The 15,223-nt window shown below is 61.1% G+C and carries 12 protein-coding genes and 2 pseudogenes; 6 read left to right on the top strand and 8 right to left on the bottom strand.

Going from position 1 to position 15,223, the window contains the following annotated elements:
* Position 1: 1 nt before the first annotated feature.
* From WGT02_RS04795 to WGT02_RS04780, 4 genes and pseudogenes are all read right to left on the bottom strand, one after another.
* Positions 2–2,269 (bottom strand): chemotaxis protein CheA, encoded by a 2,268-nt coding sequence (locus tag WGT02_RS04795; protein ID WP_208248847.1) that lies wholly within the window; start codon positions 2,267–2,269, stop codon positions 2–4.
* A 17-nt stretch (positions 2,270–2,286) separates the two neighbouring features.
* Positions 2,287–2,652 carry a chemotaxis response regulator CheY1 gene (cheY1, locus tag WGT02_RS04790; protein ID WP_007530053.1) on the bottom strand — a complete coding sequence of 122 codons (366 nt, stop codon included), beginning with the start codon at positions 2,650–2,652 and terminating at the stop codon, positions 2,287–2,289.
* Entirely contained in the window at positions 2,649–2,945 is a 297-nt protein-coding gene (locus WGT02_RS04785) for an STAS domain-containing protein (protein ID WP_024313043.1), read from the bottom strand. Before WGT02_RS04785 ends, cheY1 begins: the two co-directional genes overlap by 4 nt.
* A gap of 63 nt (positions 2,946–3,008) precedes the next feature.
* A pseudogene (locus WGT02_RS04780) lies at positions 3,009–4,621 on the bottom strand (methyl-accepting chemotaxis protein).
* A 635-nt stretch (positions 4,622–5,256) separates the two neighbouring features.
* On the opposite strand from WGT02_RS04780, the gene WGT02_RS04775 reads away from it, so the two are divergent.
* Positions 5,257–6,732, top strand: a complete 1,476-nt coding sequence (locus WGT02_RS04775) for a glycosyltransferase family 39 protein (RefSeq protein ID WP_225039575.1) — start codon at positions 5,257–5,259, stop codon at positions 6,730–6,732.
* Here the strand turns inward: WGT02_RS04775 and WGT02_RS04770 are convergent.
* On the bottom strand, positions 6,621–6,905 hold the full coding sequence (locus WGT02_RS04770; protein ID WP_225039569.1) for a LexA family transcriptional regulator: 285 nt from the start codon (positions 6,903–6,905) through the stop codon (positions 6,621–6,623). The two genes, WGT02_RS04775 and WGT02_RS04770, sit on opposite strands and share 112 nt — an antisense overlap.
* Positions 6,906–6,933: 28 nt before the next feature.
* On the opposite strand from WGT02_RS04770, the gene WGT02_RS04765 reads away from it, so the two are divergent.
* Positions 6,934–8,049, top strand: a complete 1,116-nt coding sequence (locus WGT02_RS04765; protein ID WP_208245192.1) for an IS630 family transposase — start codon at positions 6,934–6,936, stop codon at positions 8,047–8,049.
* 113 nt (positions 8,050–8,162) lie between these two features.
* On the opposite strand, the gene WGT02_RS04760 is transcribed toward WGT02_RS04765, so the two are convergent.
* Entirely contained in the window at positions 8,163–8,468 is a 306-nt protein-coding gene (locus WGT02_RS04760) for a DNA-binding transcriptional regulator (protein WP_024313046.1), read from the bottom strand.
* A gap of 34 nt (positions 8,469–8,502) precedes the next feature.
* Here WGT02_RS04760 and ybaL point away from each other — a divergent pair, with 34 nt between their 5' ends.
* The 4 genes from ybaL to WGT02_RS04740 all read left to right on the top strand — a co-directional run bounded on the left by ybaL (position 8,503) and on the right by WGT02_RS04740 (position 14,200).
* Positions 8,503–10,320, top strand: a complete 1,818-nt coding sequence (gene ybaL, locus WGT02_RS04755) for a YbaL family putative K(+) efflux transporter (RefSeq protein ID WP_208248849.1) — start codon at positions 8,503–8,505, stop codon at positions 10,318–10,320.
* A 54-nt stretch (positions 10,321–10,374) separates the two neighbouring features.
* A complete protein-coding gene (locus WGT02_RS04750) occupies positions 10,375–10,758 on the top strand; it encodes a hypothetical protein (protein ID WP_024313048.1) in 384 nt (127 codons plus the stop codon).
* Between the two features lie 92 nt (positions 10,759–10,850).
* Positions 10,851–13,406, top strand: coding sequence for a protein translocase subunit SecD (gene secD, locus WGT02_RS04745; protein WP_208248852.1), 2,556 nt, complete (start codon positions 10,851–10,853; stop codon positions 13,404–13,406).
* An 86-nt stretch (positions 13,407–13,492) separates the two neighbouring features.
* Positions 13,493–14,200 carry an ATP-binding protein gene (locus tag WGT02_RS04740; RefSeq protein ID WP_024313050.1) on the top strand — a complete coding sequence of 236 codons (708 nt, stop codon included), beginning with the start codon at positions 13,493–13,495 and terminating at the stop codon, positions 14,198–14,200.
* Positions 14,201–14,203: 3 nt separating this feature from the next.
* Here WGT02_RS04740 and WGT02_RS04735 read toward each other — a convergent pair whose 3' ends face one another.
* Both WGT02_RS04735 and WGT02_RS04730 read right to left on the bottom strand, forming a co-directional pair.
* Entirely contained in the window at positions 14,204–14,638 is a 435-nt protein-coding gene (locus tag WGT02_RS04735; RefSeq protein WP_024313051.1) for a response regulator, read from the bottom strand.
* Positions 14,639–14,652: 14 nt separating this feature from the next.
* Positions 14,653–15,204, bottom strand: a pseudogene (locus WGT02_RS04730) (response regulator transcription factor); the annotation flags it as partial.
* Between the last annotated feature and the right edge of the window lie 19 nt (positions 15,205–15,223).

The raw sequence follows: 15,223 nt of genomic DNA, 5'->3' as shown, positions 1-15,223 counted from the left end.
CTTACCCCACCGCCGCCAGCGACACTTCCTGCCTCAGCGCTTGACCGCGGGAAGCTCCCACGACCGCGTCGACATCCAGGATCAGCGCCACGCGGCCATCGCCGAGGATGGTTGCCGCAGCGATGCCCGGAACGTGCGTGTAGTTCGCCTCAAGGCTCTTGATAACCACCTGGCGCTGGCCCTGGATCGCATCGACCATGAGGGCGCGCTGACCGCCGCCTTCGGACTCCACGAGAAGAGCAACGCCTTCGACCGGGTTGGCCTGGGTGGCACGGAAGTTCAGGATGCGACCGACATCGACCAGCGGGCAGAAGCTGTTGCGGATCGAGATCAGGCGATGGCTGGCGCCGAAGGAGTGGATCGCGGCAGCTTCCGGCTGCAGCGTTTCGACGATCGCCGTCAACGGCACGACCAGCGTCTGGCCGGCCACCGTGACGACCATGCCATCGAGAACGGCGAGTGTCAGCGGCAAGCTCATCGTGAAGACAGAGCCCTGCCCCGGCCTCGAGGTGATGTTGATGCGGCCGCCGAGCGCCTGGATCGAACGCTTGACGACGTCCATGCCGACGCCGCGACCGGAGATGTCAGAGATCTTGTCAGCCGTGGAGAAACCCGGCAGGAAGATCAGGTTGTCGATTTCCTCATCCGTCAGATTTGCGTCGGACGGGATCAGCTCGTTGGCGATCGCTTTCTGCTTCACCTTCTCGCGGTTGATGCCGGCGCCGTCGTCGGCCAGCTCGATCAGGATGCGGCCGGAGCGATGCTTGGCCGTCAGGCGAACCGTGCCCTCGACGTTCTTGCCGGCGGCGGCGCGCTTCTCGGGCGTTTCGATGCCGTGGTCGACTGCGTTGCGGATCATGTGCGTCAGCGGTTCGGCCAGCTTGTCGATGACCGTCTTGTCGACTTCGGTGTTCTCGCCTTCGGTGATCAGGCGGATTGTCTTGCCGGTCATGTCGGCGATTTCGCGAACAATACGCGACATGCGCTGGAAGACCGGCTTCACCGGCTGCGCGCGGATCGCCATGACCGAATCCTGGATCTCGCGGGTGAGCTGCTGCAGCTCTTCGAGGCCCATATTGATCGACGACGTGCCGGTCGTGTCGTTTTCGATGACGCTTTGCGACAGCATCGCCTGGTTGATGACGAGCTCGCCAACGAGGTTGATGAGGCGGTCGACGCGGTCGAGATCGACACGGATCGTCTGGCCGGCGGCGGCATTGTTCTGGGCGGCAGCGGCAGCGCTCGCAGCAGCGGCGGCAGCGGATTCCTTCTTTTCGACGCGGGCAGCGGCGGCAGCCATCTGCGTGACGTTGGACGCGGTTTCGGCAGCAGCAACGGCAGCTGCCGCATCGGACTTTGGCTGCTCTGCTGGCGCTTCCGCAGCACCGTCATCGAGGATCGACAGATCGAAAGGAACCGGGATCATCGGCAGTTCTTCGGAGGCAGAAGCCACGGCGTTTGTCTCAGTGGCGAGGACATCCAGGTCGCAATCCCACTCGGCAAATTCGAAGACCGTACGGACCGCGTCCTCGCCCCTGTCGGTCTTGAGAGTCACGTTCCAGTAGAAATACGCCGCTTCCGGATCGACCTCGTCGAGACCGGGCAACGCATCCATGTTGCAGTAGCAGCTCATCTCGCCAAGACGGCTTAGATCGCGCAGCAGCAGCGTCGCGTCGTTGCCCTTGGAATAGAGGTCAGAGCGCGGCTTGAAGGTAATTTCGTATGTGGGCAGATCGGAGCCAGCCTCTTCCTCACCGCTGAAGTCGTCGAAGGAGAAGGGGATCGGCTGGAAGCCGCTGTCATCGGTGGGCTTAGGCGCCGGAGCGGCGGCGACCGTCGCCGGCTTCGCGGCCGGTGCTTCCACGGCAGCCGACTGTTTGGGCAGCTCGCCGTTGGCGAGCGCTTCCAGTTCCTTGACCAGGCCGCGGCTGCGGCTTTCATCGACGCTGACGCCATCGCGGGCGGCGTTGGTCAGGTCGGCCAGCACGTCTGCCGACTTCAGCATGACCTTCAGGACATCCTGTGTCGGCTCAAGCTTGTTGGAACGAACGCAATCAAGTGTGGTCTCAAAGACATGCGCGAAAGCGACAAGATCATCCAGACCGAAGGCGCCAGCGCCGCCCTTGATCGAATGGGCGGCACGGAACACCGCGTTGACGGTTTCCGGATCGCGATCGCCATCATTCATTTTCAGAAGACCGGATTCCAGTTCGGCGAGCTGCTCCTCGCACTCCTGGAAAAAGATCTCTTTGATTTCGTTCATATCCATAGGCGAAAATCCTGGGTTTAAGCGGTTACGCGCTCAATGGCATCGATCAGCTTGGCAGGGTCGAAAGGCTTGACGATCCAGCCGGTGGCACCTGCCTGGCGCGCGCGGTTCTTCTTTTCCGCATCGCTTTCGGTTGTCAGGACCAGAATCGGGATCGCGCGATATTTGTCGTTGCGGCGAACGCCTTCGATGAAGCCGAAACCGTCGAGGCGCGGCATGTTGATGTCGGTGACGATGACGTCGGGATTGGATTCTTCCAGAACCTCGAGGCCTTCGACGCCGTCTTCGGCCTGGATCGTCTCGAAGCCCGCATTGTTGAGCGTCACGAGAAGCATGTTCCGAATGGTCCGTGAATCGTCCACGGTAAGCACTTTTTTCTTCATTGCCGGATCTCCTTAGCGAGCAGATGGTGGATATCGACACCAATCAGTTGCATGGTTTTCTGAAATGCGTCCGAAGCCTTGCTGAACGTAAAGGCGAGCTTGTCCTGGTCCCAGGTCTTGGCCGCGGCCATAAGGACCTGCGCGCTCAGTGCACCAACGCGTTCGACTGCAGAGGCATCGATGGCCAGATCGTTGCCGCGCAACGAAGCAAGCTTGTCGCGAAGCGCGGTCGCTTCGTTCAGATCAAGCACCGCTGACAGGTTCAGCGTCTTCCCAGTTTTCCTTGCCGCCATCAGCTCTTCCTTGTCTCTTAGTTCCCGCTCAACGAATGTGAGCATGGCTCATATACCGGTTCGTTAGTAAACAATCCGCCCTCCGACCGAGGCGACGGGCTGCACAAATCCGAAATCCTCGTCGTCAACCACGACATCGGCAGAGCGCCTGACATCGACGGCCGGGGACAACAGCTGCGCGGGGCGCGCGGTCTCGGCGTTCAGCCGGGCAACGCGAAATTCGCGGATCGTCTGGCCAAGTTCGACGATGACGGCGTGCAGGTCGTCCACACCTTCGGCAGAACGCGATGCGCAAGCGGCGTTGTCGGTCATCTGCACGCCAAGGCCCTTGACCTCGGCCGTCACGACATCGAGGTTCGCGGCATGCTGGCTTGCCTGAGTTGCGACCGCCGCGATCGCCGTGTTGATCTCACTGACCTGACGAACGATGCTGCCGATCGAATCCTGAGTACGTCCAACCATCTGCACGCCGGCATCCACCTGCGATTTGGTGGCGCTCACAAGCGTCTTGATCTCGCGCGCAGCGTCAGCGGAACGCTGCGCCAAGGCGCGCACCTCTTGTGCCACGACGGCAAATCCACGTCCCGAATCACCTGCGCGGGCGGCTTCAATGCCGGCGTTGAGCGCTAAGAGATTGGTCTGGAAGGCGATCTCGTCGATCGCCCCGATGATTTGGCCGATTCTTTCGGCGGACTGCTCGATATCCGCCATGGCGGCAATCGCGCGTCCAACCACCTGGCCGCTTTCTTCCGCCGCGGTGCGCGTCGAGGCGGCAGCCTGCTCTGCAGCACGGCTGCCTGCGGCACCGTGGCGGACGCTTTGCGAGAGGTCGGCAAGGGCGGCGGCGGAGGAGAGCAGCTGCTGGGCATGGATGGATGCATTGCCGGCAAATTGCTTCGAGGCATCACCAAGCGTCTGCACGGACGTTCCAGCCGCCGCTGTCTTTTCGGCGATCGCCTGAAATTCGGACTGGACGACATCGAGCGCGCCGTTCAGCGCCTGCGCGATGTCCCGGTGGGCGCCGTCTTCCTCAACGGCTGCTCGAACAGTGAGGTCGCGGGCGGCAAGACCGTTGATCACATCGGCGAAAACGTGCGCGATGTCCGCCTTGTCATTGTTGCGCCGATCGGCGAGCGCGCGCTGCTGGGCAGCACGCAAGGCATTGAAACGCAAAGAGACGGCAATCTCGACATCCACCATCACGAGACGAATGATCGCCGACATCAGGTCGGAGATTTCATTGGCCCGACGACGACTGCTCGGCAGGAAGGAGCGACCCGCCAGTTCGGTCGCAAGGCCGCCGATGACGTGCTCGAGAACGACCCGTGACCCGCGACATGCCAGCGCGGGTCGAGGCCCATCTTGCTTTCGGAATCTGAGAGAACCTTGACGCGCTCGGCATAGAGGCTGTCGAAACGCGCATCGGTCAAAACGTCCCAGTGCGAGGCCTGCAAGTCGTGAAGCCGCTCGACCTGACGCTCACTCTCGAAGTTGCGCGCTGCGTCGGGAAACGATTGAAAACGCTGGAAAAGATCGCGCAGGCCGGCGGCGAGATGCTGCTGAAGATCGACACGGTGGCGCCGGACCAAATCACAGTGCTCGGCGTCGAGCCCGGCAAAGCGCAACCGGTCACGCAAGCTGCCTGCCTGCGCTCCTCGAGCCTGATCTGATGGCATTTCCTGCCCCAACGCCTGTCCCCAACCACATGCCGGGCGTATGCCCGTCATTAAATCTGTTGCTCCGCGCGGCAGGCATGCTGCCGATGGGTGGCTTGCCTCCGGCGGCAGCCGGCGGCCTGAAGCCTCCCGATCAGTAGATTCTGCTTCGGAGCTGCTTGATGAGATGGATTCCGGATCGACCGGTACGGCGGGGCGGCGTCATGCCTGGTGGGAACGAGTGAGTTTTCCCATTCCGACGTGTCATGCAATGTTTATGGTTAATTCCTTGCCTGAAGGTTAATGCGTATTTTATGAATGCCGACTTTCCAGCAGGCCCTAATAACCATCTACGAATTACTGGGCTTGCGTTGCAGCGCTGCTACAAGTCCGACGCAAGCTTTGTGTTATACGCCCAGAAATAACCGTGACATGACGTCAGAAGGATTGGGCAATGATTGTTCTTGGATTGGGGTCGTGCTTCCTCGCAATTGCTGTTCTCGTAGCCGTTACGCTGCTTGACCAGATCGAAGCGACCCGCGGCCAGGTTGCCCTGCGCGTTCTTTGATTCTTCGCAACCAGGCAATAACACGCCCGGTTCGCCAGGGCGCTAACCTTCGGCTCTACAGCGTTTGAGTTCAGCGGAATTTCCGTTCATGTCTGCCAGACTTGGCCTCTTCATCATCCTTGGCGTGACACTCTGGCGAGTCATCACCCTTCATTTCGACACGACCGATCTGTTCGTCGATGAGGCGCAATACTGGTTCTGGTCGCAGAATCTTGATTTCGGCTACTATTCAAAGCCGCCGATGATCGCCTGGGTCATTCGGGCGATGACGGAGCTCGCGGGATCGACATCGATCTATTGGATCAGGGTTGGCGGACCGCTGATCCACATGGCGACTTCGATCATGCTCATGAAGACGGCCAAGCGCTTTGTCGGGCCTGACATCGAAGGGTGGACCGGCGTCACCTTCATCACACTGCCGGGCGTTGCGCTGTCATCGGCGTTCTTTTCCACCGATGTCGTGCTTCTCTTTTTCCTGACTGTTGCGCTATGGGCCTATTTCGGCCTGATAGCGAAGCCCTCTGCAAGTCTCGCCATCCTCATGGGATTTGCCTTCGGCTGCGCGTTCCTCTCGAAATACGCGATCCTCTTCGTCGTCCCCGGTGGGCTGATCGCGCTCATTCTGCTTCCAAGCGCGCGCATAGCCTGGCGCCATTTTTTCATATCCGTCATCGTCGCACTTGCCGTCGCTGCGCCGAATTTCTGGTGGAATCTTGCCCACGACGGCACGACCATCCGTCACACCACGAACATTGCACATTGGAGCAAGCTCGGTATCGACGTCGCCGGGGGTCTCGAATTCTTCGCGGCGCAATTCGGCGTCGTCGGGCCAATCGTTTTCTTTGCGATGCTCTGGGCCGTCGCGCGCGCCTTCAAGGGTAAGAACAATGAACGAGAGGCGCTGCTGATCTGGCTGTCAATCCCCGTCGTTCTGCTGATCACGCTTCAGGCGCTGGTCGCCAAAGCCTATGCCAATTGGGGTGTGACCGCCTATAGTGCGGGAACGATTCTCGCCGTATGGCTGCTTCACCGCCTCTGGCCAAAAGGCTTGCGCCTTTCGCTTGCTATAAATGGTACGGCCAGCTTCCTGTTTCCTCTGGCTGCGGTCTTTGCGCACCAGCTCGTTCTGCCGAACGGAAACGAGATCATGAAGCGCTATCTTGGTCGCAGCGCGATCAGTCGCGAGGCAGGTGAGCTCGCACGGCGGTCGGCCACCTCGATCATCGTCAGCGACAGCCGCGATCTCCTGGCTGACATGTTCCACACGCTGCGAAACGATCCTGTCCGGATCTATGCCAAGCCGCCTGCCGGCGCGCCCGACAACTATTACGAGCAGACGTTTTCCCTGCCGGGCGATATCACAGACAGCGTCCTTTTTGTGACGATGCATCCGGTAGACTGCGTGCAATCGCCTGAGCTAGTACCGCGCCACAGAGATTATGACGGGTTGGGTTATCGTAGAATGGGCAAGTCTTCTGGTGGGATGAGAAGTTGGATGCTGCGTGCTGCGCCTGGCACGCGGGATATAAATCCTGCCTTCTCGAGGGTCAGCACCATCTGGTGAACAGACGGAGCCGTAACGGCGAAGTGGCGACGCATGTCGGCTTCGGCCGGAGGCTGTTTGAAGATGCGGCTGTAGGCGTAGATGAAGGCCAGGTACTGGCCTTGGACTTGCGTAAGGCCATGTCTTGCCGTTGCGGCTTGCGGGTCAAGTGAGGGACTCATTTTCGGATTCATCTGCGTCTCCGCGCTGAAGGAGGTGTCGATGAATATAAAGTTTCACGTAGAGCTTAGCCAATCGGAACGTGATCAACTGGCCGTTTTGTTGAGCGGGGGACGCCATGCGTCGCGCAAGATCAAGCGCGCCCAGATCCTGGTGGCGGCGGACGAAGGCTTCAGCGACGAGGTGATCGCGGCAACCTTGAACGTCAGCGGATCGACGATTTACCGGACCAAGCGCCGGTTTGTGGAAGCCAATCTGGAAGGCGCGCTCAGTGAAGAACCGCGCCCGGGTGTTGAGCGCAAGCTATCGAGCAAGGAGGAGGCGCTGTTGGTGGCGACCGCCTGCTCAAAGCCGCCGCCCGGGCGAGCCCGCTGGACCCTGGAGCTTCTGGCCGATGAGATGGTCCGACTCACCGATCATGACGAGTTGTCCTCGGAGACCGTACGTCGCCGGCTGGCTGAGAATCATCTCAAACCTTGGCGCAAAGACATGTGGTGCATCCCAAAGCTCGATGGGGAATACGTCGCGCGCATGGAGGATGTTCTCGACCTCTACGCAGAGACGCCTGATCCACAAAGGCCCGTGGTCTGCTTCGACGAGAGCCCGACCCAACTCATCGGCGAAGTGCGCGAGCCCATTGCGGCCAAGCCTGGCCAGCTTGAACGCTACGACTGCGAGTATCGCCGAAACGGCACGGTCAATCTGTTTGTCTTCATGGACGCCCACCAGCCCTGGCGCAGGGTGAAGGTCACCGATCGGCGAACCAACCAAGACTTCGCCCAGTGCATGCGCGAACTGGTCGACGTCGATTATCCCGACGCCCCGATCATCCGCGTGGTGATGGACAACCTCTCCACCCATTCCGCCGGGGCGCTTTACGACGCATTTCCAGCCCCGGAGGCTCGAAGGGTGCTGAAGCGACTGGAGTTCCACCACACGCCCAAGCACGCCAGTTGGCTCAACATGGTCGAGATCGAGATCGGTGTCCTGCGCAGCCAATGCCTCGACCGTCGTATCGACAATAAAGACACCATAATCGCCGAAGTCGCAGCCTGGGAGCAGCAACGCAACGCTAATGGCGCAAAGATCCAATGGATGTTCACAACCGAAAAAGCCCGCCAAAAGCTCCGCAAAGCTTACCCCGTCAAAGAGTCATAATCTCTGTGGCGCGGCACTAGTCCAGAGCTGGCGGCCAACGGAAGGCTACTACCGCGGCAAGACGATCTTTTCCTACAGGATTTCGCCGGCCTGCCTCGCCGGTAAGTAGACCGTCACCTCGTCGCGGATGGGAGGCCAAGACATGTTCCCATCCCTTCAACCTCCACAAATACGACACCGCCTTTTTCGAACGCGAGACGCAGCTGCGCCTCGGTTGCTCGATGAATTTCGTGGTGTTTTCCTTCATAGTCACGGATGGTACTGCGCGACACGGCCGCATGCTCGGCGAGCTCGAGCTGCGTCCAGTCAAGCAATCCGCGAGCGGCCCGGCACAATGCCGGGGTCAGAATTGTTTCCTTTGCGCCTTGACCCATACTGCCAAACCACCCATATTGGTTGATATAGGTCATATATGTCATGTTTTAAACGGGATTTCCAGTTCGGGAGAAAGTGATGCCGCACGATACGCCTTTGATTTCGACAATCGTCGGAGGCCTCGTGCTTGCGTTCATCCTCGGCGCGCTTGCCAACAGGCTTCGAATGCCCCCCTTGGTCGGATACCTCGTCGCTGGCGTGCTCGTCGGTCCGCATACGCCCGGCTACGTTGCCGATCAGAGCCTTGCACCTGAACTCGCCGAAATCGGCGTCATCCTTCTCATGTTCGGTGTCGGGCTGCACTTCTCTCTGAAAGACCTGCTCTCCGTCCGTGGCATCGCGGTTCCGGGCGCCGTTGCGCAGATTGCATTTGCGACGCTGCTCGGTTGGGGACTGGGTGCGCTCATGGGATGGCCGACGGGAGGGAGCCTCGTCTTCGGACTCGCTCTCTCCGTCGCTTCGACAGTCGTCCTCTTGAAGGCACTGCAGGAGCGGCGGCTGGTCGAGACCGATCGCGGCAAGATCGCGGTCGGCTGGCTGATCGTCGAGGACCTCGCCATGGTTCTGGCGCTCGTCCTCATCCCGGCGGCTGCCAGCCTCGGCGGCGGGGAGCACGCGACGGTCGAGCCTCTTTCCGCCGCAGTGGGCCGGCTCTTCGGCCTCGACCTCGGCATCGGCGGCATCATCGTCATGACCCTGATCAAGGTCGCAGTGTTCGTCGGGCTGATGCTGGTTTTCGGGCGGCGTATCATTCCCTGGACGATGCACCGCATCGCTCACACCGGATCCCGTGAACTCTTCCGCCTTGGCGTCCTTGCGATCGCTCTCGGCGTTGCCTTTGGCGCCTCCAAGATGTTCGGCGTGTCGCTGGCGCTCGGCGCCTTCTTTGCCGGCATGGTACTGGCCGAGAGCGAGCTCAGCCACCGTGCCGCCCAGGAAAGCCTTCCGCTTCGCGATGCCTTCGCGGTTCTCTTCTTCGTCTCGGTCGGTATGCTGTTCGATCCGAACATCCTAGTCGAGAAGCCGCTGCCGCTGCTCGCCACCGTTTTCATTATCGTTATCGGCAAATCGATCGCCGCCTTCCTGATCGTTCTGCTATTCCGCAAGCCTGTCGGCACGGCGCTGACGATTTCGGCAAGCCTCGGACAGATCGGCGAATTTTCCTTCATCTTGGCAACGCTCGGTGTCGCGCTTGGCCTGCTGCCTGAGGAGGGACGCGACCTCATCCTCGCAGGCGCGATCATCTCGATCATCCTCAACCCGCTACTTTTCTACGTCTGCGATCATCTGCGCCCGATGCTGGAGCGGACCAAGCGCGACGAGCCTGTCGCCGAACCGATGGCAGAGAAGCTACCCGAACCAGCTGACGAGCCGGTGGCCGAGGAGGACGACGTACACCCGACGGCGCTTCGCGGGCATGCGATCCTTGTCGGTTACGGCCGTGTGGGCAGCATCGTTGGCCAGAACCTCAAATCGTCCAGCACCCCTTTCCTTGTGATCGAGGACTCGGACAAGCGCATTGGCGAGCTTCGGGATCAGGGCATCGAAGCGATCAGCGGCAATGCGGTGTCGCGCGAGGTGCTCGACCTTGCCAACATCGCCGGGGCCCGCAGTCTTGTCGTGGCCATCCCCAACGCCTTCGAGGCCTGCCGCGTCGCCGAACAGGGTCGCGCCATCAACCCTTCCATCCTGATCGTCGCACGCGCGCATTCGGACGCCGAGGTCGACGAGCTGAAGGAATATGGTGCAGACACCGTCATCATGGGCGAACGGGAAATCGCCATGGGCATGGTTGACCGGCTCGCCCAAGTGCATCATGACAGTGTGCCCTATGAAGGCGAAGCCGACACTGCTACAATCGCAGCCGAGGAAACGCCTTCTCCCGACAAAGAATGAGAGACTTTTGCGCCGTTGAGCCGGTACGAGGTTGAAAATCCCAACGATCACGAGATGAGGCTCGACGCGCGCCGCATGAGCAGTCGCGTTGCGATCTCGCTGCTCGTTGCCGTTTTCGCCTATCTCGGCCTGCTGCTCGGCGGCAACCTCGTCATCGGTCCCACGCGCGGCGCGAACTCCATTTCCTCGTCCAGCAAGGACGGCCAGCCGCTGCAGTTGAGCGCCCGAGATGCCGTCCGCGGCATCCTGACGGCCGAACGCAAGGCGGCTCCAAAATACGCGCCGTTTGATTCCGGCGTCGCAGCCCTTGGCGCGGCTCCGAGCATCGAACTGCCCTTGGCCGGCGAGCCACAGCGGCTGGAAGCCTTCCATGCCGCGCTCCGCGCGGCCGATGCCAAGGCTTACGATTCACATGGCCCGCCGGCGGCCGCGGCATGAACGTGCGCCTGTCCGGCGCTTTCCATCGCTTTTAAGACACGCCGCCTGCGCGAGGAGCGCAGGCTCAAGCGTTATCAAGGATAAACAACAACATGCGTAATTCACCATGGCTGGTGTTCACCTATACGGTGATCATTCTCCTCGGCATTCTGATTGCTTTGCCGAACGCACTGCCGCAATCCACCCTCGATCGTCTGCCCTCGTGGTTGCCGCACAACCGTGTTTCGCTCGGTCTCGACCTTCGCGGCGGCTCGCATCTCGTTCTCGAAGTCGACGAAGCGGACCTGACCCGCGAGCGCCTGCAATCGCTCTTGCAGGATGCCCGTCGCGTGCTTCGTGAAAAGAACATCCAGACGAAGTCGATCGTTCGCAACCAGAACCAGATCGTCGTTACGCTCACCGATCCGGCACAGAGCGATGATGCGGTTGCACAGCTGAAGACGCTCGGTAACGCGATTGCCACCGGCCTCAGCGCCGCCCAGTCGGATCTTTCGGTCACGACGAACGGCGGCAACATCCTCATCGCCTTCTCGCCGGCCGGTATCGCCAGCAACGTCGATTCTGCCGTCCAGCAGAGCCTCGAGGTCATTCGCCAGCGCGTCGACCAGGTGGGCGTTGCGGAACCGACGATCCAGCGCATCGGCGGTAACCGCGTGCTCGTGCAGCTCCCGGGCGCACAGGACCCGTCCCGTCTGCGCCAGCTTCTCGGCTCGACCGCGAAAATGTCGTTCCACATGCTGTCTCCGAACAATGCTCCGGGGCCGGGCGTGACGATGCTGAAGGACGAGAAGGGCAACACCTATCCGGTTCTCGACCGCGTGGAAATCTCCGGCGACCGTCTCTCGGATGCCCGCGTCAGCTTCGATCCGAATACGCATGAGCCGGTCGTCAGCTTCCGCTTTGACAGCGCCGGCGCAACCCGCTTCGCGGACATCACCCGCCAGAACGTCGGCAATCCGTTTGCCATCGTTCTCGACGACACCGTGTTGAGCGCGCCTGTCATCCGCGAGCCGATCACCGGCGGCTCCGGCCAGATCTCGGGCAGCTTCTCTGCCGACAGCGCAACCACGCTTGCCGCCATGCTGCGCGCCGGCGCCCTGCCCGCCAAGCTCACCGTCATCGAAGAACGCACCGTCGGTGCCGATCTCGGCGCGGACGCCATCAACAAGGGCATCTATTCCGGCGTCGTCGGCTTCGTGCTGGTCGCCGCCTTCATCTTCATCCTGTATGGCACGTGGGGCTTTCTCGCGAACTTCGCGCTGCTGATCCACACCATCCTGACCTTCTCGGCGCTGACGCTTGTCGGAGCGACCCTGACGCTGCCCGGCATCGCCGGCGTCGTCCTCGGCATCGGCCTTGCGGTCGACGCCAACGTTCTCATCAACGAGCGCATCCGCGAAGAAACACGCAAGGGCAAGAGCGCCTTTGCCGCGATCGACACCGGCTTCCGCCGCGCCTATTCGACGATCATCGACGGCAACATGACGGCGCTGATCGCGGCCGCGATCCTGTTCTGGTTCGGCTCTGGACCGGTCCGCGGATTTGCCGTGACCATGGCGCTTGGCCTGATCATCTCGATGTTCACGTCCGTCGCCTTCGTTCGCGTGACGATGATCGAGATCACCCGCCGCCGTAAGCTCAAGGTCCTGAACATCCGTCCCCTGATACCGATGATGTTCAACCCTTATGGCCGCCACATCCAGTTCATGAAGGCTCGATTCTTCGGCGTGACGGTCTCGGCACTCCTGTCGATCGCCTCGATCGTTCTCTTCATCCATCCCGGCCTCAACTATGGCGTCGACTTCCGCGGCGGCATCCAGATGTCGGTGAAGACGCAGGACGCCAGCGATCTCGGTCGCTTCCGTGAGGGCTTGAACAGCCTTGGCCTCGGCGAAGTCTCCCTCCAATCCTACGGCGACAACAACACGATGGCGGTGCGCGCGCAGAGGCAGGACGGCGGTGAAGAAGCCCAGACGGCGGCAGTCGAGAAGCTGAAGGCGGAAATCCTCAAGATCGACCCATCGGCAACCGTCACCGGCACCGACGTCATCGGTCCGAAGGTCAGCGGCGAGCTCGCCTGGGCCGGCATCCTGTCGGTCGTCATCGCCAGCTTGGCGATGCTGTTTTACATCTGGTGGCGCTTCGAATGGCCGTTCGCGGTCGGCGCCATCGTCACGCTCGTCCTCGACGTGACCAAGGCGATCGGCTTCTTCGCGCTGACTGGCCTCGATTTCAACCTCACCGCCATCGCCGCAATCCTGACCCTGGTCGGTTATTCGGTGAACGACAAGGTCGTGGTCTACGACCGCATGCGTGAGAACATGCGGCTCTACAAGTCGATGCCTCTGCGCGAGATCATCGACCGGTCGATCAACGAGACGCTGGCCCGAAGCCTCTACACCAACGCGACCGCCTTCCTCGCCCTGCTGCCGATGGCAATCTGGGGCGGCAGCGCGGTCGAGAGCTTCGCTGTTCCGATGGTCTTCGGCATCCTCGTTGCCGGTGCTTCGTCGGTCTTCATTGCAGCTCCGATCCTGCTCTTCCTCGGCGACTGGCGCCGCCGCCACCGGGCGGCTGTCGCCACGACGGAAGCCGCGGCGGAGATCATCCCTCCGGAAGAGGGCCAGCCGCGCAAGACCGCTGGCTGAGTACCATGCCGAGATGAAACGAAACGAGGGCGCCGGTTGCACAGCCGGCGCCCTCTTTCTATTCTCGCGGGGTGGGAGGTTTCAGCATGTCGTCCGAACAACCGGCTGCATCAAATGAAAACGAGGAGCGCATTCGCCGCTTCCTGGCGATCGCTTCGCACGATCTGCAATCGCCGCTGCGCCACATCGCGATGTACGCGGAAATCCTGCTCGACGACCTGGCCGACAGGCTCGACGGCGACCAGTTGAAAAGCCTGCAAACCATCCTCCATAAAGCCGAGACGGCGCAGCGGCTGACAAAAGCTCTGATGGGCTTTGCGAGCAGCGCGCCGCAGGTGACTGCAACCGAGATCGATCTCGATGGTCTTGTCCGCGAGATCTGGGTCGACATGGCGAGCGAAGTCGCCGCATCAGGCGCGACATTGCAGCACGACAGCTTGCCAACAATTATTTCGGATGCCGCGATCGTCAGGATCGCGCTCACGAACGTGATCGCCAATGCGCTGGCCTATCGCAGCGCATCGCCTCCTGTCGTGACGATCGAAGCGGAGCAGGATTCTGCTGATGTAACAATACGCATTTCCGACAACGGCCCTGGCATCGACCCGACCCATCAGGACAAGATCTTCGACGCGTTCTGGAAACGACCGCAGGATGGAAGGACGGCCGGTCCGGGGCTCGGCCTCACGGCCGCGCGCGAGATGTTGCGGGCGCTCGGCGGCGGCATTCGTCTCGAGCGCTCGGACGCGGGCGGAAGCCGATTTGCTATTCGCCTCCCCTCCCCGCGAACATAAATTTCATCTCGTGTAGTCGTCTTTCCAGACGTCTGGCACATTGTAGGTGACGTATTCACGGATGATGTATTGCAGGGCTTCGACGTCCATCTCGTCCTTGCCGATCCGGAAATCCACGCCATAATCCGGGAAGTGCTGGAAGTAACCGTCCGAGATATCCATGGAGACGACGCCGATCGGCCCGGTATAGCCGCTGCCGCGCAGCTTCGGCACGGTCTCACGGAAATCGGCGTTCGGCAACAGGCGATTGTCGAGCAGGATCAGATCGAACTTGTCGGCGCCAAGCTTCTCTAGAGCATCGTCGATCGATTGCGCATACTCGATGGCGACTGGCGGCTCGGTCAGCGTGGCGAGTTTCTTTTTCAGCGATCGAAACTCGATGACCTCGTCGTCGACGAAGAGAACCTTGACGGCCTTACGGCCGGTTTCGACTGCCATTCCACTTTCTTCAGTCACGATACCAGCCCCATCCTGAGCGCGATCGCGACCATGTGGACGCGGTTGACGGCGTCGAGCTTCCTGACGGCGGCCGCTATGTGGGAATTGACGGTATGTTCCGAAAGGCCGAGGATGATCGCGATGTCCGCGGAGGTTTTGCCCTCACTCGTCCACTTCACGACTTCGGTCTCGCGTTGAGTGAGGCGCCCCGAGATTTCGTGCGCCAGTATCTCCTCGTAGAACTTATCGAATATCCGCATCGTGTCGAGAAGGACTTCGGCGACCTCTCCCTGATCCGGTTCGGCACGCTTGCCGCTGAAAGCGACGCAGTAACGCTTGCCCTCCGGCGTGAACAGGGGAACGAGGAGGAAGGAGTTGCTGTCAAATTCGTTGAGGACGAGGTCGCGCGGATAGTCTTCCGGCAGACTGCCGCTTCCGGTCAGCGGCGTGGCGAGAAATTGCGAGGCTTTTGTCTTCAAAAGTCCGAGAGCCTGACGCATGCCGTAGAGAAACAAGGCTGTGCGCCTTTCGGCAACGTTGGTGATGATGATCTCGCGCGTGCTGAATGTAAGCGCTCATTTCCAT

The sequence above is a fragment of the Rhizobium sp. T1470 genome (genome assembly GCF_042140505.1).
GTDB lineage: Bacteria > Pseudomonadota > Alphaproteobacteria > Rhizobiales > Rhizobiaceae > Rhizobium > Rhizobium favelukesii.
Note: the sequence above shows the minus strand (reverse complement) of the source record. Positions and strands in the feature narration are given on the sequence as shown.

Excerpts from the sequence above, each read along its gene's own strand:
- WGT02_RS04770 (WP_225039569.1), bottom strand. The coding sequence starts at position 6,905 with ATGAATCCGAAAATGAGTCCCTCACTTGACCCGCAAGCCGCAACGGCA.
- ybaL (WP_208248849.1), top strand. The coding sequence starts at position 8,503 with ATGCCGCACGATACGCCTTTGATTTCGACAATCGTCGGAGGCCTCGTG.
- cheY1 (WP_007530053.1), bottom strand. The coding sequence starts at position 2,652 with ATGAAGAAAAAAGTGCTTACCGTGGACGATTCACGGACCATTCGGAAC.
- WGT02_RS04765 (WP_208245192.1), top strand. The coding sequence starts at position 6,934 with ATGAATATAAAGTTTCACGTAGAGCTTAGCCAATCGGAACGTGATCAA.
- WGT02_RS04775 (WP_225039575.1), top strand. The coding sequence starts at position 5,257 with ATGTCTGCCAGACTTGGCCTCTTCATCATCCTTGGCGTGACACTCTGG.
- secD (WP_208248852.1), top strand. The coding sequence starts at position 10,851 with ATGCGTAATTCACCATGGCTGGTGTTCACCTATACGGTGATCATTCTC.
- WGT02_RS04795 (WP_208248847.1), bottom strand. The coding sequence starts at position 2,269 with ATGGATATGAACGAAATCAAAGAGATCTTTTTCCAGGAGTGCGAGGAG.
- WGT02_RS04740 (WP_024313050.1), top strand. The coding sequence starts at position 13,493 with ATGTCGTCCGAACAACCGGCTGCATCAAATGAAAACGAGGAGCGCATT.
- WGT02_RS04760 (WP_024313046.1), bottom strand. The coding sequence starts at position 8,468 with ATGACATATATGACCTATATCAACCAATATGGGTGGTTTGGCAGTATG.
- WGT02_RS04735 (WP_024313051.1), bottom strand. The coding sequence starts at position 14,638 with ATGGCAGTCGAAACCGGCCGTAAGGCCGTCAAGGTTCTCTTCGTCGAC.
- WGT02_RS04785 (WP_024313043.1), bottom strand. The coding sequence starts at position 2,945 with ATGGCGGCAAGGAAAACTGGGAAGACGCTGAACCTGTCAGCGGTGCTT.
- WGT02_RS04750 (WP_024313048.1), top strand. The coding sequence starts at position 10,375 with ATGAGGCTCGACGCGCGCCGCATGAGCAGTCGCGTTGCGATCTCGCTG.